The following is a 20,302-nucleotide window of genomic DNA, read 5'->3' as shown; positions in this document are numbered from 1 at the left end:
GCGTGCCCGGCGAGACCGCCGACGGCACGGCGGGACGGCACGACGAAGGGGGCGTCGCACGACCTCGTGCGACGCCCCCTTCGTCGGGGTCGGGGTCAGCTCGCCCGGTAGGTCACCCACTGGTTCTGCATACGGGTCACCTGGTTGGCGGTGAAGTGGTCCATGCACGCGTCGTCGGAGTAGTCCATGAAGTTGCGGATCGGGTCGAGACCGGGCTTGGCGGGGCAGGTGTCCGCGCCGGTGGGGCAGCCCGAGGCGGGCTGGGCCTCGGCGGGGGTGTCGGCGACGTAGTCGCCGTCCTGGCAGCCGCCCTGGAAGGTGTGGTAGAGCCCGAGCCAGTGGCCGACCTCGTGGGTACCCGTGTCGCCGAGGTTGTACGGCGCGGCGTTGCCGCCGGGGACCGAGCCGTCGAGGATGACGACGCCGTCGTTGCTGCCGATGTTCCGGGTGGGGAAGGTCGCCCAGCCGAGCAGACCGCCGGCGAGGTCGGCGCTGTAGACGTTGAGGGCGTTCTTGCCGCCCTTGCGCAGGGCGCTCTTCATCTGCGACTCGGCGGTCGAGCCGTGGTCGAGGCCGTTGTACCAGGTGGAGTTCACCGTGGTGTCGGTGCCGGCGAGGGTGAAGGAGAAGCCCGAGCCCGCGTAGGCGTCGTTGAGGACCTTGACCTGCGAGCTGATCTGGGTCGAGGTGAGCTTGCCGTTCGTCCCGTCGGTGATGACGTGGAAGTACACGGGGATGTTCGTCGAGGCGAACTGCGCGGTGCCGGGCTTGCCCTTCGCGGCGACCTTGCCGGTCGGGCTGAGCCGCAGGCCCTTGTCGACGAGGGCGTCCTGGAAGGCGTCCTCGCGGATGTCGACCTGCGCCTGGCTCAGGGTGTGCGGGTCCTTGACCTTGCCGCCCTTGCCCGTGCTGCGGGCGGTCGCGGAGACCTCCTCGTCGCAGTGCTCGTCGGCGTGCGAGGCCGAGACGCGGGAGGCGCCCGCGTCGGCGGCGTCCGCGCCGGCGAGGGCGGGCAGAGCAGGGGCGGACCCGGTCAGGGCCAGGGCGAGCAGGGCGGGGGCGACAAGGGCGCGCGTGGACTTCACAGGCTCTCCATCAGGGGTGACGGGCCGGGTGTGTCCCGGCCGTTACCTCGGACGCTAGGAGCCCGATGGTCAGGGCGGCACCCCGTCTGCACCCAGGAGTTGGCAAAGGTTCGGCCAAGCGCTCCCGGGTGCGAGAGGGGTCAGTCCTCGCCGTCCTGGGGGTCGCGCAGGCCCTGGTAGATCTCCTTGCAGATCGGGCACACCGGGAACTTGTCGGGGTTGCGACCGGGGATCCACTTCTTGCCGCACAGGGCCGTCACGGGCTCGCCGGACAGCGCCGACTCGAGGATCTTCTCCTTGCGCACGTAGTGCGAGAAGCGCTCGTGGTCGCCCGGCTCCTGCAGCTGCGGGGTGACCTCAGTGCGCTCGAGCAACCCGGTGGAGGTCCCCGGAGAGGTGGGGTCGGCGTCGGGCCCGCTCGGGGGCAGTGGCTCGCTCATGGGGCGAGTCTAGGACGAGGCGCGAAGGGGGTCAGCCCCGCGTCGGCGCCGCGTCAGTTCTGGGTCGGGTCCTCGGGGTAGGTCGAGACCCAGGCCATGACGCCGCGCTGACGACGCAGGACCCGACGCCACAGCGTCGCCGGGTCCGCGTCGAAGACGTCGCCGATCTCGGCGTCGCAGACGAACCAGCCGCCCCGCTCGATCTCGCCGGCGAGCTGCGGGGCGGTCCACCCCGAGTACCCGGCGAAGATGCGCAGCGCGCTGATCGCGGGCCACACGCTCTCCTGCGGGGCGTCGAGGTCGACCAGGCCGATCCCGCCGAAGAGGCGCTTGACCCCCACGGGGGGCTCCCCGTCGCCGGGGACCCCGACGAGCCCGACCGCCGAGTCGGTCTGGACGGGCCCGCCCTGGAAGACCTTCTGCGGCTCGCTCGCGCCGTCCTGCCACCCTGGCAGGACGGCGTCGATCGGCGCCTGGACGGGCTTGTTGATGACGACGCCCTCGGCGGACTGCTCGTCATGGGCCAGCACGAGCACGATGCTGCGGTCGAAGACCCCGTCGGTGATCTCAGGGGTGCTCACGAGCAGACGTCCGGCCAGGCTGTCCATGCCTACATCATCACCCGTGACGCGGCCCGCGGCGCTGGCCGCCGCCCCGGTACTGCCCACCGGTGCGCGCACCGCGCGGGCCGCCGGTGCCACCGTGGCGCCGTGCAGGCCGGGGGTCGAGCAGCTTGCGGAAGTCGGCCTCGTCGATCGGCACGCCGCTCACGGGCGCCGCACCGGCGGCCTCGAGGACCTCGTCACCGGGGGCCGCCTTGACCGGACGGGCCTCGAGACCGGCGTCGGTCGCCATGCGCTCCATCATCTTGCGCTGGTGCGGCAGGGCGAGGGTGACGACGGTGCCGCGCTCACCGGCGCGGGCGGTGCGGCCCGCGCGGTGGAGGTAGTCCTTGTGGTCCGCGGGCGGGTCCGCCTGCAGGACGACCGAGACGTCGTCGACGTGGATGCCGCGGGCAGCGACGTCGGTGGCGACGAGGACGGGGATCCGACCGGTGCGGAAGGCCCCGAGCACCTTGTTGCGGGCGCCCTGGGTCAGACCGCCGTGGAGGGCCGCGGCGCGGACACCGGACTCGCGCAGCTGGAGGGCGACGCGGTCGGCACCGAGCTTGGTGCGGCAGAAGACGACGGTGCGGCCCTCGCGGTTGGCCACCTCCGCGGTGATGACCTTCTTGTGCTGCGGGTCGATGACGAGGATGTGGTGCTCCATCGTGTCGACCGACGCGGTGGCGTCGTTCGTCGAGTGGGTCACCGGGTCGACGAGGTAGCGCTGGACCAGGGTGTCGACACCCTTGTCGAGCGTCGCCGAGAAGAGCAGGCGCTGCCCGCCCTCGGGGACCTCGTCGAGGACGCGGGTCACGGCCGGGACGAAGCCCATGTCGGCCATGTGGTCGGCCTCGTCGAGGATCGTCACCTCGATGGAGTCGAGGATGACGGCCTCGCGGTCGAGCAGGTCGACGAGACGGCCCGGGGTCGCGATGAGCAGGTCGACGCCCTTGTCGAGCGCGGCGATCTGACCCGTGTAGGACAGGCCACCGGCGACGAGCTTGTGACGCAGCCCGGCGACGTGCACGAGCGGCTCGAGCGAGTCGCTCACCTGCATCGCGAGCTCACGCGTCGGCACGAGGACGAGGGCACGGGGGCGGCGGGGCTTCGAGCGCTCGCCGGAGAGGCGGGCGATCGTCGGCAGGCCGAAGGCGAGCGTCTTGCCCGACCCGGTCTGGCCACGGCCGAGGACGTCCTTGCCGGCCAGGGCGTCGGGGATCGTCGCCTCCTGGATCGGGAAGGGGCTCGAGATGCCCTCGCGGGCGAGCCGCTCGACGAGGCGCTCGGGCAGGCCGAGCGCGGCGAAGCCGTTGTCCTCGGCGACCGTCACGGGCTCGGTGGTCGTCGTGCGAGCCGCGGAGACCCAGCTGTCGGCCTCCATCCGCTCCGCCTCGGCGTCCTGGTGGTGGTCCTGCGAGGTCTGCTCGCGGTCGAAGCGGGGACGGTAGCCCTGGCGCTCGTCGCGGGGACCGCGACGGAAGCCCTCGCGGGACCCGCCCCGGCGGTCGTCGGAGCGGAAGCCACCGTCACGGCGGTCGTCGCCGCGGTAGCCGCCACGGCGGTCGTCGGTGCGACGGTCGTCGCTGCGGAAGCCACCGCGACGGTCATCGGTGCGACGGTCGTCGCTGCGGAAGCCACCACGACGGTCGTCAGCACGACGGTCGTCGGAGCGGAAACCGCCACCACGACGGTCGTCGGAGCGGAAGCCGCCTCCACGGCGGTCGTCGGTGCGACGGTCGTCGGAGCGGAAACCGCCACCACGACGGTCGTCGCTGCGGAAGCCACCACCGCGGCGGTCGTCGCTGCGGAAACCGCCACCACGACGGTCATCGGAGCGGAAGCCACCACGACGGTCGTCGCTACGACGGTCGTCGCTGCGGAAACCGCCACCACGACGGTCGTCGGAGCGGAAGCCACCGGGGCGGCTGTCCTCGCGGCGCTCCCAGCGACGCTGGCCCTGGTCCTCGGCGCCGTCCTTGCGGACGCGACGCGGGCGGTCCTCGGCGGCGCGCACGGGACGCTTGGCGCCGCGGGGGGCGTCGTCGGCCGGCTTCTGGCCGCGGTGGTAGGGCTTCTTCGGCCCCTTCGTGCTGGCGGCGGCCTTCTCGGCAGCGCTCCAGCGGGCCTTCTTGTTCGGGTTCTTCGCGGGCATGTCGACATCACCTTCTGGCTCGAGCAGACACGTCTCGAGCCACCGCGAAGGGGTGACCGCACCAGACGAGTCTCAGGCGCTCTGCGGCGCCCATGGACCGGGCGGCATCCGTGCGGCCCGGCGGTCGTCACGGGTGAGGGATCATCAGCGACCGGAAGCGATCGCGGGGCGCAGCAGTGCGCAGTCCGTGACGACGAAGGTACGAGTCTACCAGCGCGAGGGGGGTGCTCCTGAAACCCCGCTCAGTCGGCGGGCGACGAGCGCACCGAGCACCACGCCGATGAGGTCGGCGGCGACGTCGAAGGGGTCGCCGCTGCGGGTGGGCAGCGCCAGGCCCTGGACGATCTCGCTCACCGGGGCGTGCACGGCCATCAGCACGGCCACCCACACCCACCGCAGCCGGGCCCAGCCGGCGAGGGCGACGGGCACGCCGAAGACGAGGGCGTGGACCACCTTGTCGGCGAAGGGGATGTCCCCTCCCCCGGCGGGGCTCGGGTCGTAGAGCACGACCAGCTGGACGAGGACGGCGACCACGGTGAGGACGACGGCCAGACGCCGCCGACCAGTCTGGACGGGGCGTCCCGTCGTCGAGGTGCTCACGGGCCTCATCCCAGCACACCGGGCCACGCCCCCTTCGCCCTCCCCCGGGCATGCCGACGGCCGCCCGCTCGAGAGATCTCGTGCGGGCGGCCATCGGCTGCTGACGTGGGTCACGGTGGTGGAGGTGGCGGGAATCGAACCCGCGTCCACTGGTAGACGAGCAGGACTTCTCCGGGTGCAGTGCGCTATGGATTTTCTCGGCCTCAGGGCTCGCACGCACACGTCCCCTGACAGGCCCAGTCGAGAAGGAGTCCCGCGCAGCGTCCCGACACCGCTGCGCAGCAAGATCTCTAGCTGACGCTGGTTACTGAGCCGAGATCGAGCTCAGACCAACGGACTTCGGGCTCGCTCAGGCGGCGAGGGCGAAGTCGGTGCGCTTGGAATCGGCACCTATTGATGTGCACGGGGCGTTGACGAGATGACCGTGCATCCTCGACCCGCTTCTCCTGCAGGACCGACCAATGTCGAAACCGATCACCCCCGTGAGGGTGTCCACGTCACGCTGTTGAGTTGTGGGGTGAGACTACCGTCCTCAACCGCGGGGCCGCCAACCGCATTCCCCTCCCCCGCTGCCACCAAATGCCCAGGCAGGCCGCCTAGTGTCGAGGAGCACGGACCACCACACCCCAGGAGGCACATATGGGTATCGGCGACAAGATCGAGAACGCGAAGGACCAGCTGGCCGGCAAGGCCAAGCAGGCTGCGGGCGACGCCAAGGACGACCCGGAGATGCAGGCTGAGGGCCAGGCTCAGGAGAGCAAGGGCAACCTCAAGGCCGCTGGCGAGAACGTCAAGGACACCTTCAAGTGACCCTCTGACCCTGATCAGCGCGAAGGGGTGGCCCGCCGACTCGGCGGGCCACCCCTTCGTCGTGCTCGGCCCGGTGCGACCGGGCGCAGGTCACTCCTCGCGGTGCCGCCCGAAGACCGCGCGCTCGGTCTCACGACGGTCCTGGCGCTCGCGCAGCGCATGGCGCTTGTCGTAGTGCTTCTTGCCGGTGGCGACGGCGATCTCGACCTTGACGACGCTGCCGGAGAAGTACAGCGAGAGCGGCACGATGGTCCGCCCGCTCGCGTGGACGGCGGCGTGCAGCTTGTCGAGCTCGCGGCGGTGCAGGAGGAGCTTGCGACGGCGCCGGGGGGTGTGGTTGGTCCACGAGCCGTTGAGGTACTCGGGGATGTGCACGCCCTCGAGGTAGAGCTCGTCGCGGTAGAAGGTCGCGTAGCCATCCACGAGGTTGGCCCGGCCCATGCGCAGCGCCTTGACCTCGGTGCCCATGAGCGCCAGCCCGGCCTCGTAGGTGTCCTCGATGAGGTAGTCGTGCCGCGCCTTGCGGTTGCTGGCGATGACCTTGCGGCCCGCCTGGCCCTTGTCGGCCACCGATCTCACCCGTCCTCGCTCGCTGTACGTCGTGCCCCTGCCGGGGAGCATCACGCTACCTGGCGGCGCGGGCGGGACCTACTCGGTTGTCCGGGGCTCAGAGCCAGCGGCGCGGATCGACCGGGGTGCCGTTCTCGTAGGTCTCGAAGTGCAGGTGGCAGCCGGTCGAGGTCCCGGTCGTGCCGACGTAGCCGATGAGCTCGCCGCGCTTGACCGTGCCGGAGGTGCGGGCGAAGGCCTGCAGGTGGTTGTACGTCGTCGAGAGCAGCACGCCGCGCTTGACCCCGTGGTCGACGGCGATCTGGTTGCCGTACCCGCCGGCGACGCCCGCCGAGACGATCGTGCCGTCGGCCGCCGCGCGCACCGGGGCGCCGCACGCGCCGCCGTAGTCGCGACCGGCGTGCAGGCGCCAGTAGCTGAGGATCGGGTGGAAGCGCAGCCCGAACTCCGAGGTGATCGGCGCGTTGACCGGGGCCGCGAGGACCCCCGAGCTCGTCGCGGGAGGCGTCGGGTTGGGGTCGGCGGCCTCGGGCTCCGGGGCTGCGGCGGCCCGACGACGGGCCTCGGCCTGCCGGGCCTGCTCGGCCTCGCGGGCGGCCTTGATCTTCGCGGCCTTGACCCGGGCCTTGCGGGCGCGCTCCTCGAGGATCTTGCCGAGGCGGTCGGACTCGGCGCGCAGACCGGTGAGCCGGCCCTGCTCCTTGGCCCGCTCGGTGCGCAGCGTCTTGGCCTGGCTCGTCTGGTCTGCCTCGAGCGACTCGAGGTCGGCCTCGGCCTCGTCGGCCTCGGTCTTGGCGACCTTGGCGTCCGACAGCGCGGTGCTCGCGTCGTCGCGGGCCTGCTGGGTCTTGTCCTTGAGCGCCTCGAGCCGGTCCTGCTGGGTGACGAGGTCGGCGCGCGAGGTGGTCAGCGAGTCCAGCGAGTCGGACTGGGCGCCGCCGGCGGAGTCGGCGATGACCATGCGGTCGATGACCTCGCCGGGCGACTCGGCCCCGAGCGCGACGGAGAGGTCGCCCAGACCCTGCTGCTGGTAGACCTCGCCGGCGAAGCCCGCGACGTCGGAGCGGGCGCGGGTGATCTTCGTGCTCGTCGTGCGGATGTCCTTGCGCGCCTTCGCCTCGTCGGCCTTGGCCACGCGCAGGTCGGCGGCTGCGTCGTCGTACTTGCTCTGGGCGGCGGTCTCGGCCTCCTCGGCCTGCTTCGCCTTCGAGCGCGCGGCGGGCAGCTTGGCCCGGGTGCTCTTCAGCGAGTCGTAGGCCTCGACGAGCTCGGCGGAGGTGTCGCTGAGGTCGGCCTTCGTCGCACTGATGCTGTCGTCGACCTTGCGCTTCTTGTCGGCGGGGTCGGGGTCACCGGCGGCCCACGAGGCCGTCGCGAGACCCGCGGCGAGGCAGACCGCCAGGGCCGAGCTGGTCGCGGCCCGGCTCGTACGGCCGGCCCGGGGTGCGAAGCGCTTCATCGCGTCGAACGATAGCGGCGCCGCCTGGGAGGCGAAGGGAGGTCACCGAACCCCGCGTGTCACACGGGTCCCAGAGGTCCCACGCCGACCTAGACGCGCAGATATCTCCACAGCGTGATCGTCGAGGTGCCGATGGCGAGCACGCCGACGAGCCCGAAGAGGGCGGGCGCGATGACGAGGACCTCGGAGCTGCTGATGAGCGCGGTGCCCGTCGTCTCCTGGATGAGGTACTCGTCGAAGAGGCTCCACGCCGAGAACCACAGCATGCCGACGGCCAGACCCGTGCCGACGAGCCCGGCGACGAGGGTCTCGATGATGAAGGGCGTGCGGATCGTGCTGTTGCTCGCGCCGACGAGCTTCATGATCGCGATCTCTCGTCGCCTGGTGAAGGCGGCCTGGCGGATCGTCGTCGCCATGAGCAGCACGGCGCTGACGAGCGTGAGCAAGGACAGCGCGACCATGACGGCCGAGGCGATGTTGATCGCCTGGAAGAGCTTGCTGAAGACCTGCCGCAGGTCGGGCACGCTCGCCACCCCCGGCGCGTTCTCGAAGGCCGAGGCGACGGTCTCGTACTGCTCGGGGTCGCTCAGCTGCACGCGATAGCTCGGCGGGATGTCGCCGACGCGGATGTTCTTGCTGAGCGGCGAGTTCTTGTAGTCCTCGCGGAAGCGGTCGTAGGCCTCCTGCTCGCTCTCGAAGTAGACCTCCTTGACGAGCGGGCGGGACTCCTCGAGCTGGGCCTCGATCGTCTCGCGCTGCTCGTCGGTCACCGCGCCCTCGGCGCAGTTGGGCTGGCTCGAGCTGTCGGTGCACAGGTAGATCGAGACCTGGACCCGGTCGTACCAGTAGCCCTTCATCGTCGTGACCTGGCGCTGGGCGAGGACCCCGACGCCGAGGAGGTACATCGAGATCATCGTCACGAGGACGACGGAGATGGCGATCGACTTGTTGCGACGCAGGCCCTGCCATGCGTCGACGAGGACGTTGGTCGGCCTCATCGCGCCTCCTCCTCGTCCCAGTCGTCCCACTCGGTGCTCTGCACCGCCACGGGCTCGGCGTCCTGCTCGGCCCGGCGCTCGGCCTCGGCCGCCTCCTCGCGCGGGTCGCGTGGCTCGTCCTGCAGGTCGTCGCGCAGGTCGTCGTCGTCACGCTCGGCCACCCGCTCCTCGCGGTCGACCGAGTCGACGACCTTGGGCACGTAGCCGCCGGTGGCCTCGTCGCGGATGATGACGCCGTCCTCGATCTCGACGACGCGCTGCTGCATGCTGTCGACGATCGTGTTGTCGTGGGTAGCCATGAGGATCGTCGTGCCCGAGTCGTGGATGCGCTTGAGCAGGTGGACGATGTCGAGCGAGGTCGCCGGGTCGAGGTTGCCGGTCGGCTCGTCGGCGAGCAGCACCGGCGGGCGGTTGACGACGGCCCGGGCGATGGCGACGCGCTGCTGCTCACCGCCGGAGAGCTCGTGGGGGAATCTCTTGGCCATGCCGTTGAGCCCGACGAGGTCGAGGGTCTCGGGCACGAGCGAGCGGATAGCGCGGCGCGGGCGGCCGATGACCTGCAGCGCGAAGGCGATGTTCTGCTCCACCGTCTTGTTGGGCAGCAGGCGGAAGTCCTGGAAGACCGAGCCGATCTGACGGCGCAGCTGGGGCACCTTGCGGCCCGGCAGCCGGCTGAGGTCGTGACCGCCGACGAGGAGGCGGCCCTTGGTGACCTGCTCCTCGCGGATGGCCAGCCGCAGCATCGTCGACTTGCCCGAGCCGGACGCGCCGACGAGGAAGACGAACTCCCCGCGAGCGATGTCGAGGCTCACCCCGTCCAGCGCGGGGTGCTGCTGGCGGGGGTAGAGCTTGGTGACGTCTTCGAAGCGGATCATCGCGTGGTACGAGCCTCAGGGGTCGAGCGGGCAGGCCGTCATCGAGGATAGGTGGGGGTCCTGGGGACCCCGCCGCACCTCGGGGACCTCGGCGCGTTCACCCGCGCCGGGGTCCCCCTTCGCTCAGTCCTGAGCCTTCGACTGCTCGATGCGCCAGCGCACGCCGGCCTCGATGAACTCGTCGATCTCGCCGTCGAAGACGGCGGTGGGGTTGCCGGTCTCGTGCTCGGTGCGCAGGTCCTTGACCATCTGGTAGGGGTTGAGGACGTAGGAGCGCATCTGGTCGCCCCAGCTGGCCTTGATGTCGCCGGCGAGCTCCTTGCGCTCGGCGGCCTCCTCGGCCTTCTTGAGCAGCAGCAGGCGCGACTGCATGACGCGCAGCGCGGCGGCGCGGTTCTGGATCTGGCTCTTCTCGTTCTGCATCGACACGACGGTGCCGGTGGGGATGTGCGTCATGCGCACGGCCGAGTCGGTCGTGTTGACCGACTGACCACCGGGGCCCGAGGAACGGAAGACGTCGATCTTGAGGTCGTTCTCCGGGATGTCGATGGAGTCGGTGCCCTCGATGAGCGGGATGACCTCGACGGCGGCGAAGGAGGTCTGGCGGCGCCCCTGGTTGTCGAAGGGGGAGATCCGCACGAGGCGGTGGGTGCCGCCCTCGACGGAGAGGTTGCCGTAGGCGTAGGGCACGTTGACCTCGAAGGTCACCGACTTCAGGCCGGCCTCCTCCGCGTAGGAGGTGTCCATGACCTTCGTCGGGTAGCCGTGGCGCTCGGCCCAGCGCAGGTACATCCGCATGAGCATCTCGGCGAAGTCGGCGGCGTCGACGCCACCGGCGCCGGCGCGGATCGTCACGACCGCGGAGCGCTCGTCGTACTCGCCGGACAGCAGGGTGCGGACCTCGAGCTCGCCGACGGCCTTGCGCACGGCCTTGAGCTCGCGCTCGGCCTCGGCGAGGGTCTCGGCGTCGTTCTCCTCCTGGCCCATCTCGACGAGCGCCTCGACGTCGTCGATGCGGCTGTCCATGCCGGTGATCCGGTCGATCTCGGCGCGGGCGCGCTGCATGGCCGAGGTGACCTTCTGCGCGTTGTCCGGGTCGTCCCAGATCGAGGGGTCCGAGGACTGCCGCTCGAGCTCCTCGACCTGCGCCTGGAGCTTGGGGACGTCGCTCACCTCGCGCACCGAGCTCATCGTCGTGCGAAGGTCTTGGATCTCCTGGGTGAAGTCGACAGCCACGATCAGCAAGAGTACGGCAGCCCCGCCGGGCCGCTCGCCGCTACACCGGTTGGGCGGACGAGGACTGGTCGGGGTTGGAGGCGATGAACTGGTTGAGCCAGCGCGCGTCGGGGTCGCGGTCGATGAGCAGGCTCTTGACGAGCAGGGTGAAGGGGATGGCGAGCAGGGCCCCGAGCGCGCCGAAGACGTAGCTCCAGAAGATGAGGGAGAGGAAGGCGGTCGTCGCGTTGATGCCCACGGCGTCGCCGGTGAACTTCGGCTGGAGCACGGTCTGGATGACGAAGTTGACGACGCTGTAGACGACGACCACCCAGACGAGCTTCTCCACTCCCCCGTCGAGCAGGGCGAGCAGCGCCGGCGGCACGAGGCCGATGACGAAGCCGATGTTGGGGATGTAGTTCGTCACGAAGGCGAGCAGCCCGAAGGTCAGCGGCAGCGGCACGTCGAGGGCCATGAGCGCGAGCGCGTCGATGACGGCGACGACGATGCCGAAGGTCGTCGAGACGACCCAGTACTTGCGCACCCGCTCGGCGAAGTCGGCCAGGGCGTCGGCGATGTCGGGCTTGACGACGTGCACCCGGGTAAGCCGCTTGGGGAAGCCGCCGGCGTCCATGGTGAGGAAGAGCATCACCGTGAGCAGGAAGAGCATCGAGGAGGTCAGCCCGGTGAGGGCGTTGGCCAGGCCGCGGGCGATGCCGGAGAGGTCGCGGATGTCGAAGTTCGTCATCGCGTTGTCGATCTGGTCCTGCCCGACGCCCCACCCGATGAGCGTGCTGCGGCCGGACTCGACGAGGTCGTCGAAGGTGTCGCCGTACTTCGGCAGCTCGGTCGCGAGCTTGCCCGCCGCGAGCCCGATCGAGCCGACGAGCAGGAAGAGCAGCCCGTAGAGGAGCAGCAGCATGACGACGGCGCCGAGGGCACGGGGCAGCACGGCGGAGATCGCCCGGTAGATCGGGTAGACGGCGATGATGAGGGTGATCGCGAGGAAGGTCGGCGCGATGATCGAGGCCACGGACTTCAGCCCGCCGATGGCGATGACCGCCCCGGCGATGCCGATGAGCAGGGTGAGCGTCGGCGGCAGGACGGTGCGGATCTCGCGGCGCGGCGGGGCGGGGTGCTCGTGCTCTCGGTCGACCGTGGCGACCTCCGCGACGGGGACCGTGTCCTCCCCCTTCGCTGGCTCGGTCTCGACGCTCCCGTCCGTCCGGTGGGCGACCTCGTCCGCCGGCTCGGCGGGCTTGTCGGGGTCGGGCGTGGTCGTCACGGGGCGCCTCACAGGTCGGGTCAGGGCGAAGGGGTGTCCGCCACGGCGATTGTGACCGACACCCCCGACCGCGCGCACCCGGGTCCCGGACGGACGCTGGTTCGAAGAAGATCTGTCACCTCGACGTGACGATCCTTCTTCGAGTCAGTGGTCCCGGACGAAGGTCCACTCCCCCGGCAGGTCGCCGAGGTCCCGCTCGAGCTCGAGCACCGAGTACACCCGCTGCATGACGAAGCTCATCCCGTCAGCACCGCGGTGACCGAAGGCCCCCCTGGCTCCGGGGCCGGCGTGGCGCACCGCCTCGCGCAGCTCGTCCTCGCTCACCACCCACCACGCGTACGGCACCCCGTCGCGCTCGAAGACGATCCGTCTCCCGACGTAGCGGGCCTCCCGCTCGCCGTCCTCCTCGAGACCCTCGAGCAGGCGGTCGATCGTCGCCGTCACGGCGCAGCCACCGGGACGCGCGCCTGCGCTCTCGACTCGACGGTCACGGTGACGGAGCCGCCGAGCCCGCGGATGAGCCCGCCGACGAGCGGGAGGTCGGCTTCACCGGTGAGTCTCACGACGGCAGTCTGCCCGTCCGCGGCGCCGGTGCCCGGCGCGACCTGCCACGACCTCAGCCCAGCAGGCATCTCGCGGCCAGCGAGCGTCTCGGCCGCGGTGCGCTGCACCGCCTCGTCGCTCACCGGGACGACCTGGTCGATGCCCTCGGCGTAGATGCTCGCCTCGTCCTCGTCGGCCGCGTCGAGGGCGGCGGTGTCCGCCGCGTCGAGCAGGCGCATGCGGGTGACCTGCACCGACGTGAAGGCCATGGCGACGAGGATCAGCGTCAGAGCGATGACGGTGAAGCCGAGGACGAAGAGCGAGAGCTGGCCGTCCTCCCCCTTCGCCCGTCGCGCCGAGACCCGCCACAGCCCGCTCATCCGGTCCGCACCTCGGAGCGCGGGACGACGGAGACCTGGGTGGCGCTCACCGGCAGCTCGAGGGGGATGACGTCGCGGGCGAAGGTGGGGACGAGCGGGAGGGGGACGCTCACCGTGGCGGTGGAGCGGATCTCGCCCTCGGGGGTCAGGCAGGGCGTCTACGTGCACGTCACCTGCAGCTGCCGCTGTCCCCCGAAACCCTGGTCCTCGAAGGCGATGTCGGCAGCGGCCGCGGCCCGCGCGGGTGCAGCGTCCTCTGACGTCGAGGTGACGAAGGCGCGGCCCGACTCGCGCGCCGCGGCACGAACTGCCCCACCGCGAAATGCAGTTGTAAGCCGTGGCCGGCCTTGTGCCACTCCGGCACCCACAGGTACGAAAGTGGCTTGCCATCAAGCTCTTGACGAAGCGTCCGAAAGAACAGGCCCACGTCCCGCCGTGCCTGGCGCGGGTCGTGACAGCCCTCGCCCCGGTACGTCAGAGTGCCGAGCCGGTTCAGCCGGCTAGCCGCGCAGTACCGCCGCAACTCCCGCCGACCCGCCTCAGCCCGAGCCCGCTCAGGATCACTCGCCGGGCCCCCACCCAGAGGACGACGCTGAGCCGGGCGCACCGACACAAAGGAACCACAAGCCTCACCGGGGGCAGCGCACAGCCCCAATTACCACCCCGACCACGTCGAGCGAAGACGGACCCCTGACACCCAACTCTCCCTTAGCCCGAGACTACGCAGATGGATGCGTCGACCCGGACCGCTGCAACATCAGAGCCCGGGAGCAGACGCTCAACCGGGCTTCTGGTCAGATGCTTTAAGGGATCCCGAGTTGGATGAGGCGGCCCAAGGCGGGGTCGCGATGCGATTATGGTACTCGCTGATTCGTGTGTGGCCTTGTTATTAGTGCCCCCCGGTTGGTAGGCGGCAACATCACACCACACGATCTACAGCCGTGTCAGTCGATTCACCAAACGACGCCCCGGCCGCTCCACGCTCATGCCACTTCCCCCGCCCGTCAAGGGTTCGCTAGCGCCGCTCCGCGCCCTTGACCGCCTCCCCCAACGGCCAGGGACTGCCGGTGTCGGGCGTCGACCCTTCTGAGGCCGTAACGCACTCTAATGCCGATGTCCGGGCGTTACGGCGGCCCGCCGTCGACCGGCTGCGAACTTGACTAGGGTCGCTCACGCCTCAGAAGCCGGGGCCAGGACCCGTCCAACTCCAACTGGGCCCACCATGCAACTTCACCTTGTTTGGGTCTTCGTCCCCGTGCTCGTCGGCCCAGCGCTCTTTTGCCATCCAGTGATCACGGTGACGCGAAACCAGTCCTGCAATCGCCAGCCAGAGAAACGACACGACGCCGATGGCAAACATGACGACGAAGAAGCCTTCAAATAGGTTGTCGCCCATCGTTGCTCCTTCCAGCCTGGCTCGCCGGGATTAGCGCGCCGGGCGCCTTCCCGCGCTCAGCATACGCCGGACTTGCCGAGCCCACTGGGCTTCGGCCGTGCCTCTATTAGGCGTCCGCTCATACCGCGATCTGCGCGGAAACTGCTCGTCCGGGGGTGGGCAGGAGGCCGCCTGGCGGGGCGAGAGTGGCCCTCAGCAGCTTACGAGTTGTGTTGCTACTTCAGTCAAGCGCCGGTCGGCGCGGACGTTTCACTCTCAGGCAAGTCGTCCTCTCGGGCGCTCCCTTTCTCCGCTTCCTCATCCGGCTTTGCGGCCTGCGCTATGCCATGTTCGATGGAGTGACGGCGCACGAACTTCAGAACATCCATCCCCAAGGACGTCAAAGTCCAATATTCGTTGGTATCGCTGACCGTGTGGCGTCGCTCCGAGGGCTGGACTAGGTCGAGGGTCATGAAGTCGCTCATGAGCAACTTGACCTGATTGGTGGCCACGGTGTCCCATGGCAGGGCGGGGTCTTCGCGAATCTCCATGGCCAAAACCTTGGATAGACCAATAATCGAATGCTCGACGACCATTTGAGGAGCGGCAACGCGGAAGACGTCGAACAAGGTTACTTCCTTCCTTTGCCACGGGCCTCCCGGCCGCTCCCGGTGCGACAGGGTGGACTTCGCTTGCACCAGTGTCCGGCCGGTCTTCTTGACCAATTCGCGACGTTCGTGAGCCGAGGCACCCTCCGCCTGCTCGAGCCTCTGCCGTAGGTCTGCGTTCTCGGCGCTGAGCCGAACGACCTCAGCCATGGCTTCGGGACCCACACTCCCCGAGCTCCTAATCCACCCCTCGCGCGGCTGAGCAGTGAAGGCCTTCATCAGAGAGATCGAGAACTTGCCATGCAGCTCTGGCCCGTCCTTCCAGAACATTACGGGCTTCTCTTTCACCAGAGCCTTGAACTCGTCTAGGCGCTCCCGTTCCGCGTCGTCCTTCGCCAGGCGGTCCGACGGCCAACTGGCCTTCTCATCGAGAATGAACCCGAGGCAGGGAATACCGCGGGATCGTGCGTATTCGTATTCCTTTCGCGTGAAACTGATTTGCTCCTCCGTCATGGAGCCATACCTCTGTGCAACGATAACGGCGTAATAATCACTTTCGTCGATATGCCGTGCAATGATCTTCCACTGCTCCTCGTCGGCCGCGCTGAACATCTCCATTCCAACAGGAATGTGCCCCATTTCGAGAACCGCTCGTATGACCTGATCTCTCTCGTCCTTCAAGTCCTCGTAGGTGGAACTGACGAATAACCTGGTACTTAACAGCGGCCACGCTGAGGCTCCTGACGTCGGGGTAGGTCCGGTGAATCCTAGACGGATCCAGAGAGGGGCGATTCGGGATTAGCGGGATTGCCCGCCTGCGTGCCGCCGGCGACGAGGACGTTGAGCCCGACGCGACAGCGGCCTGCAGGAAGGTCGACGCGTGCTGCGTCAGCGTGCCGAGACAGACGAGGTCGTCGAGGTGGTCGCCCTTGACAACGAACTTGCGCACGTTGACGAGCCAGTGCTCGCGGCTGATGTCGGGGATCGTCACGTGGAGGCGGCTGCCGTCGGGCAGCACCGCGTCGACGAAGGGGGCGACAGGTCAAATCCTACTATCTTACATACAAGTGACGTCAATCACAAATTGGGAGGTCTAACGATCCGGCCCTCGGTCCCGAATGGGTCGGCCGTGGTTGACTCTTGACATGCCGGGCCCCGCCCCCCGCCAGCTCATGCGTGATGCTCGCCCAGACCTCCTCACGCAGCTCGTGCATGTGCTGGACAGGCCCGATGTCGGATCGTCCGGTCTCGGGACGGGGTCGCAATTCAAATGCCTCTGGCGCTGCCCGGCTTGCTCGCATGAATGGGTGGCTACCGTAGCCGCTCGCTGTGGCGGAACTGGGTGCCCGGAATGCGCCAAGGCGGTGCGTGCGCGCTCACGAGCTGCAGCCCGCGAAGGGGAGGCCCTCGTCGATCTGCACCCGACGATCGCCGCCGAGTGGGTGACCAATCTCGATCGACCCGACATGGCGCCAGACGAGCTTAGACCAAGCTCTAAACAGCGTTGCGTGTGGTTGTGTCCGGCGTGTTCCAAGAGGTACGAGGCAACTGTCGCCAACCGAGTCCGGGGGCGCGGCTGCCGCTGGTGCGCGTATACGGATCGCGGCCGCAGGCGTAGAGAAGTGCCGCCTGGGTCTCCTTCCGCAGCGGACATGGCACCTGAACTTCTGGACGAGCACGTTCGGAACATCACGACAGGGTCATCACTTCGGGAACTACGCCCCGGATCCCTTGACCGCTGCCTGTGGCGTTGTTCCGGTTGTGGGCACGAGTGGGAAGCCACGGTCGTGAATCGAGTAACGAAGGGAAGTGGTTGCCCTCTTTGCGCGCACATTGCCTCGGCATCTAGGCGACGTACTGCCGCTCCAGGACAATCCCTAGCTGATCGACACCCTGACATCGCCGCCGAGTTTTCGGGCCTCGTGGCCCACCCAGACCTCCTTGCGAACAGCATTCGGCCGGGCAGCCCGGCGCTTGCATGGTGGCGATGCAGCAAGGGGCACGCTTGGGCCACAACAATTGTTTCTAGGACCACCAGCGGAACAGGCTGCGCCCGCTGCCAGGCGCTTGGGCAGTCGCGCTTTGAGCTCGAGGTTGCTGAACTCTTGGAGGAGTCCCTAGGCACCTCAGTCTTGGTCGACCACCCCCTGCAGACTGATGAGCGAACATGGCGAATGGATCTATACCTTCCGGATCTTGACACCTACGTGGACCTAGATCCAGTCCGCTGGCACCAGGACGCCGCCCGAGACCAACGCAAGGTCACAGCCCTAGCCAACCACCTAGCAACCGCCAATAAGGGTACGTACGTACGGGTTCGCCAGACGGGCACCCCGCCTATTTGCCCCGCCGTCAACGTGCAGGTGGTCGAAATAGTCGAACGGTCCCTCGACCCTGCCTTGTGGACCCACCTTTTGCTCAACAGCCCCGGTGCACTTCCAGACCATGCCGCAGGACGGATCCTCACCGATGCCCAGATAGCCGCTGCACTCTCCAGGGCCGCCAGGCGGTGGCAAGCGACACTTCGGGGACGTCCGAAGCGGAGTGCGATGGACGCACGCCCAGAGCTCTCGAACGAATGGCGGAGAAACCTCAGCCGCCCGGGCATATCCCTGGAATGGCTCGCCCCGAGCTCGAAGGACCAAGCCGAGTGGCAGTGCGGGACGTGTGCACACGTCTGGTCTAGCTCTGTCGCGTCACGAGCTCAGGTCGGAACAAGCTGTCCAGTCTGCGCGCGTGCTGCGTCCGCTAGACGCATGAGGGCGAGATCCATCCCAGCACCCGAAGACTCCCTTGCCTCCCAGTACCCGTCGGTTGCAGCCAGCTTTCGTTGTTGCCTGCGCGATCCCCACCGCACCCCAGAGGATCTCGCATCTCACAGCAATCTCGTCTGCGAATGGTCATGCCCCAGCTGCGAAGTGCCGTTCACTGCTTCCGTGGCAGCCCGCGTCCGGCGGCCAGACTCGGGCTGCAGGTCTTGCGGCAACGCCAAGAGGGGCATCACTCGGAGCCGGGCGTTGAAGGGCGATTCCCTCGCTGCGCATCACCCCCGAGTCGCATCGGAGCTCATTCAGATCCACGCCCGTCCGGGATGGGATGGCGACGATGTGCAGCCCGGGTCCAACCTCACTGGGGACTGGATGTGCGCTTCGTGCCAACACGAGTGGAGTGCGAAGATCTCATCTCGCGCCGTCACTGGCAGTGGATGTCCCGCCTGTGGACGCGAACGAACCGCTGCTGCACGCAGAAGGCCAAGGAGAGGGGAGTCGCTCAAGGACCTCCACCCGGCGGTGGCGGCGACGTTCGTCTCTAACGTCTCGCGCCCCTACACCAGGCCCGACGGCATGAAGCCGGGTAGTCACGATCGCTGTGAATGGCGCTGCCGCCACTGTGGCCATTCGTATGTGCGCGTCGCTAGAGACGCAGTGAGACCGGAGAGCCGGTGCCCCCGCTGCAAGACCAGGGCGACCTAGGGTCCAGAACAGGCGCAGCCCCTCCGGTCTCTTGCGTAGCCTGCCCGAGGACGATTACGGACCCGCCCCGCCCGTCCTCGTGGTCGCCGTCGACGGCTGGTCGCTCCTCTCCCGAGCGCTCGACCAGCCCGACCTCGAGAGCGCCGACGCGCTCGAGTCCGTGGCTCGCGACGGCGCGTCCCTGGGCATCCGTCTCGTCGTGCCCGGCGGACGGGAGCTGTCCTCGGGACGGCTCGGGTCGCTGGCTCGTCGGCGTCTCGTGCTCCACCTGCCCGACCGAGGCGACGTCCTGGCCGCCGGTGCGCCGCCGTCGCTGGTGCCCGCCGGTGCGGTGCCCGGCCGTGGTGCCCTCCTGCCCGACGGCGTCCTCGCCCAGGTGGCACTGCCCGTGCCGGCAGGACGACCGTCCACCGACTCCTGCGACCCGTGGCGGTGGCGTGTCGTCGACCTGCCGGCGAGCGTCGCGCTCGACGACCTGCCGCACGCGGAAGGGCTCGTGCTCGGCCACTCCGGCGACCCGGACCGTCCCGTCGTGGTCGAGGTCGACGGCGGGCCCTGGGTGGCCGTCGGGCCCGGCCGGTCGGGACGTACCACGGCTCTGCAGCTCCTCGGCGAGCAGCTGGCGAAGGGGGGTCGGCCCGTCCTCGAGGTCTCCTCACGGGCGACCCGGCTCGTCTCGTCGTCGCTCGCCGTCATCGGTCCCGAGGAGGTCGACCCCTTCGTGCGCGCCGTGCAGTCGCACGAGGACCTCGTCGTCCTCGTCGACGACCTCGACACGCTGGACGAGACGCCCCTCGACCCGGTCCTGCGCAGCTACGCCAGCCACTGCACGCGCTCGGGCGACGTCCTCCTCGCCGCGAGCAGCTCGACGGCTGCGACGTCCTTCAGGGGGCTCACCGCGACGATGTGCCGGTCGCGTCGGGGCTTGCTGCTGCAGCCCCAGGCCCGCTCCGACGGTGACCTCCTGGGCGTCCGGGTGCCGGCCTCGCCGCGGGTCCCGGGCCGGGGCTACCTCGTCGACCGCGGGGTCGCCACCGAGGTGCAGGTCGCGCTCCCGGCTCGGGCAGCGGGTCAGTCACCTGCTGCGACACAACCGCGGTGATCAGGTACCACCCCCGCGCTCCCGCGTCGTTCGAAGAAGATCTGTCACCTCGACGTGACGATCCTTCTTCGAACCACCGCCTCAGTGGACGGTGTCCTCCGGCAGGTCGGCGGCGGGCGAGGACATCGCGGCGAGCAGACCGGCGATCGACAGCACCGCGAGCGGGGCGGCGACGAGCAGGCCGTTGGAGGTGTTGAGGGTCCAGATCGCCGGCAGGGTGAGCAGGCACCACACGACCGTCGCGGTCCGGGGCCAGCGGCGGCCGGTGAGCCACCCGCGGGCCATGGCGGCGAGCAGCACGGTGAAGATCGCGGTGACGACGAGCGAGAGCGCCGCGGCGGAGGCGACGTCGGTCGTACCGGTGACGAGCTCGCGCAGGTACAGGCCGGCCGCGACGAGCAGGGCGAGCGCGTACACCGCGCACACCGCCCCCGCGACGAGGGCAGCGGGGGCCAGGCCCGTCCGGGCGCCGTCGGGTCGTGGTGCGGTGCTCACAGGCCGCACCCTACGACTCCGCCCCGGCATCAGCCCCGGGTGCGCGTCGGCCGCCCTTCGCGGGCGACCCGGTGGGCGCGTCGTCGGACCCCCGTGATGGGGTGGGACGACCACGGGGCCGAGACCCGCCGGCAACTCACCGGCCGCTACCCCTAGCGGGACATGCCCGTCCCCGGCTAACATCGAGGGTCGCCCCCGATACAGGCTCCTGCCTGCCCTCACGCGCCCCGGC

20 protein-coding genes, 1 other RNA gene and 1 pseudogene are annotated in these 20,302 nt (G+C 69.4%); 3 read left to right on the top strand and 19 right to left on the bottom strand.

Annotation, left to right across the window (positions count from 1 at the left end):
- Nucleotides 1-95 precede the first annotated feature (95 nt).
- The 6 genes from LIV55_RS14755 to ssrA form a co-directional block, all read right to left on the bottom strand.
- On the bottom strand, nt 96-1,085 hold the full coding sequence (locus tag LIV55_RS14755) for a zinc metalloprotease (protein WP_229300758.1): 990 nt from the start codon (nt 1,083-1,085) through the stop codon (nt 96-98).
- 140 nt (nt 1,086-1,225) lie between these two features.
- Nucleotides 1,226-1,525 (bottom strand): DUF3039 domain-containing protein, encoded by a 300-nt coding sequence (locus LIV55_RS14750; protein WP_068273618.1) that lies wholly within the window; start codon nt 1,523-1,525, stop codon nt 1,226-1,228.
- Nucleotides 1,526-1,578: 53 nt separating this feature from the next.
- Entirely contained in the window at nt 1,579-2,133 is a 555-nt protein-coding gene (locus LIV55_RS14745; protein ID WP_123091028.1) for a YqgE/AlgH family protein, read from the bottom strand.
- Between the two features lie 10 nt (nt 2,134-2,143).
- Nucleotides 2,144-4,282, bottom strand: a complete 2,139-nt coding sequence (locus LIV55_RS14740; protein WP_229300757.1) for a DEAD/DEAH box helicase — start codon at nt 4,280-4,282, stop codon at nt 2,144-2,146.
- Nucleotides 4,283-4,489: 207 nt separating this feature from the next.
- Nucleotides 4,490-4,882 carry a VanZ family protein gene (locus tag LIV55_RS14735; RefSeq protein ID WP_229300756.1) on the bottom strand — a complete coding sequence of 131 codons (393 nt, stop codon included), beginning with the start codon at nt 4,880-4,882 and terminating at the stop codon, nt 4,490-4,492.
- Between the two features lie 116 nt (nt 4,883-4,998).
- Nucleotides 4,999-5,364, bottom strand: a transfer-messenger RNA (tmRNA) gene (ssrA, locus tag LIV55_RS14730).
- A gap of 157 nt (nt 5,365-5,521) precedes the next feature.
- On the opposite strand from ssrA, the gene LIV55_RS14725 reads away from it, so the two are divergent.
- The gene (locus tag LIV55_RS14725; protein ID WP_068273614.1) at nt 5,522-5,692 is read left to right on the top strand and encodes a CsbD family protein; all 171 of its coding nucleotides are present in this window, start codon (nt 5,522-5,524) and stop codon (nt 5,690-5,692) included.
- Between the two features lie 90 nt (nt 5,693-5,782).
- On the opposite strand, the gene smpB is transcribed toward LIV55_RS14725, so the two are convergent.
- From smpB to LIV55_RS14670, 12 genes and pseudogenes are all read right to left on the bottom strand, one after another.
- The gene (smpB, locus tag LIV55_RS14720; protein WP_068273613.1) at nt 5,783-6,262 is read right to left on the bottom strand and encodes an SsrA-binding protein SmpB; all 480 of its coding nucleotides are present in this window, start codon (nt 6,260-6,262) and stop codon (nt 5,783-5,785) included.
- Nucleotides 6,263-6,359: 97 nt separating this feature from the next.
- Nucleotides 6,360-7,721 (bottom strand): M23 family metallopeptidase, encoded by a 1,362-nt coding sequence (locus LIV55_RS14715; protein WP_229300755.1) that lies wholly within the window; start codon nt 7,719-7,721, stop codon nt 6,360-6,362.
- Nucleotides 7,722-7,810: 89 nt separating this feature from the next.
- Complete coding sequence (gene ftsX, locus LIV55_RS14710) at nt 7,811-8,719, bottom strand: permease-like cell division protein FtsX (RefSeq protein WP_123091032.1); 909 nt, start codon at nt 8,717-8,719, stop codon at nt 7,811-7,813.
- Nucleotides 8,716-9,594, bottom strand: coding sequence for a cell division ATP-binding protein FtsE (gene ftsE, locus LIV55_RS14705; protein ID WP_229300754.1), 879 nt, complete (start codon nt 9,592-9,594; stop codon nt 8,716-8,718). Before ftsE ends, ftsX begins: the two co-directional genes overlap by 4 nt.
- A 123-nt stretch (nt 9,595-9,717) precedes the next feature.
- The gene (prfB, locus tag LIV55_RS14700; protein WP_229300753.1) at nt 9,718-10,830 is read right to left on the bottom strand and encodes a peptide chain release factor 2; all 1,113 of its coding nucleotides are present in this window, start codon (nt 10,828-10,830) and stop codon (nt 9,718-9,720) included.
- A gap of 40 nt (nt 10,831-10,870) precedes the next feature.
- Nucleotides 10,871-12,094: an AI-2E family transporter gene (locus LIV55_RS14695; protein ID WP_229300752.1), complete on the bottom strand. Its 1,224-nt coding sequence runs from the start codon at nt 12,092-12,094 to the stop codon at nt 10,871-10,873.
- A 144-nt stretch (nt 12,095-12,238) separates the two neighbouring features.
- On the bottom strand, nt 12,239-12,538 hold the full coding sequence (locus tag LIV55_RS14690) for a hypothetical protein (RefSeq protein WP_229300751.1): 300 nt from the start codon (nt 12,536-12,538) through the stop codon (nt 12,239-12,241).
- Nucleotides 12,535-13,017: a pilus assembly protein TadG-related protein gene (locus tag LIV55_RS14685; protein WP_229300750.1), complete on the bottom strand. Its 483-nt coding sequence runs from the start codon at nt 13,015-13,017 to the stop codon at nt 12,535-12,537. The genes LIV55_RS14690 and LIV55_RS14685 overlap by 4 nt, the downstream gene beginning before the upstream one ends.
- A 169-nt stretch (nt 13,018-13,186) precedes the next feature.
- Nucleotides 13,187-13,624, bottom strand: a complete 438-nt coding sequence (locus LIV55_RS17350; protein WP_425551774.1) for a rolling circle replication-associated protein — start codon at nt 13,622-13,624, stop codon at nt 13,187-13,189.
- Nucleotides 13,625-14,194: 570 nt separating this feature from the next.
- Nucleotides 14,195-14,413, bottom strand: a complete 219-nt coding sequence (locus LIV55_RS14680; RefSeq protein ID WP_229300749.1) for a hypothetical protein — start codon at nt 14,411-14,413, stop codon at nt 14,195-14,197.
- Nucleotides 14,414-14,637: 224 nt separating this feature from the next.
- Nucleotides 14,638-15,723 carry a DUF4062 domain-containing protein gene (locus tag LIV55_RS14675; RefSeq protein WP_267493082.1) on the bottom strand — a complete coding sequence of 362 codons (1,086 nt, stop codon included), beginning with the start codon at nt 15,721-15,723 and terminating at the stop codon, nt 14,638-14,640.
- An 86-nt stretch (nt 15,724-15,809) separates the two neighbouring features.
- Nucleotides 15,810-16,036, bottom strand: a pseudogene (locus tag LIV55_RS14670) (CpaF family protein); the annotation flags it as partial.
- An 82-nt stretch (nt 16,037-16,118) separates the two neighbouring features.
- On the opposite strand from LIV55_RS14670, the gene LIV55_RS17340 reads away from it, so the two are divergent.
- Nucleotides 16,119-18,473, top strand: a complete 2,355-nt coding sequence (locus tag LIV55_RS17340; protein ID WP_372456525.1) for a zinc-ribbon domain-containing protein — start codon at nt 16,119-16,121, stop codon at nt 18,471-18,473.
- A 31-nt stretch (nt 18,474-18,504) separates the two neighbouring features.
- Complete coding sequence (locus tag LIV55_RS14665; RefSeq protein WP_229300747.1) at nt 18,505-19,575, top strand: hypothetical protein; 1,071 nt, start codon at nt 18,505-18,507, stop codon at nt 19,573-19,575.
- A gap of 81 nt (nt 19,576-19,656) precedes the next feature.
- On the opposite strand, the gene LIV55_RS14660 is transcribed toward LIV55_RS14665, so the two are convergent.
- On the bottom strand, nt 19,657-20,070 hold the full coding sequence (locus LIV55_RS14660; protein WP_123091082.1) for a hypothetical protein: 414 nt from the start codon (nt 20,068-20,070) through the stop codon (nt 19,657-19,659).
- Nucleotides 20,071-20,302: the final 232 nt, after the last annotated feature.

Origin of the sequence: Janibacter melonis, assembly GCF_020567375.1 — a bacterium.
GTDB lineage: Bacteria > Actinomycetota > Actinomycetes > Actinomycetales > Dermatophilaceae > Marihabitans > Marihabitans melonis.
The sequence above is the reverse complement of the archived record's forward strand: the minus strand, read 5'-3'. Positions and strand labels throughout refer to the sequence as shown.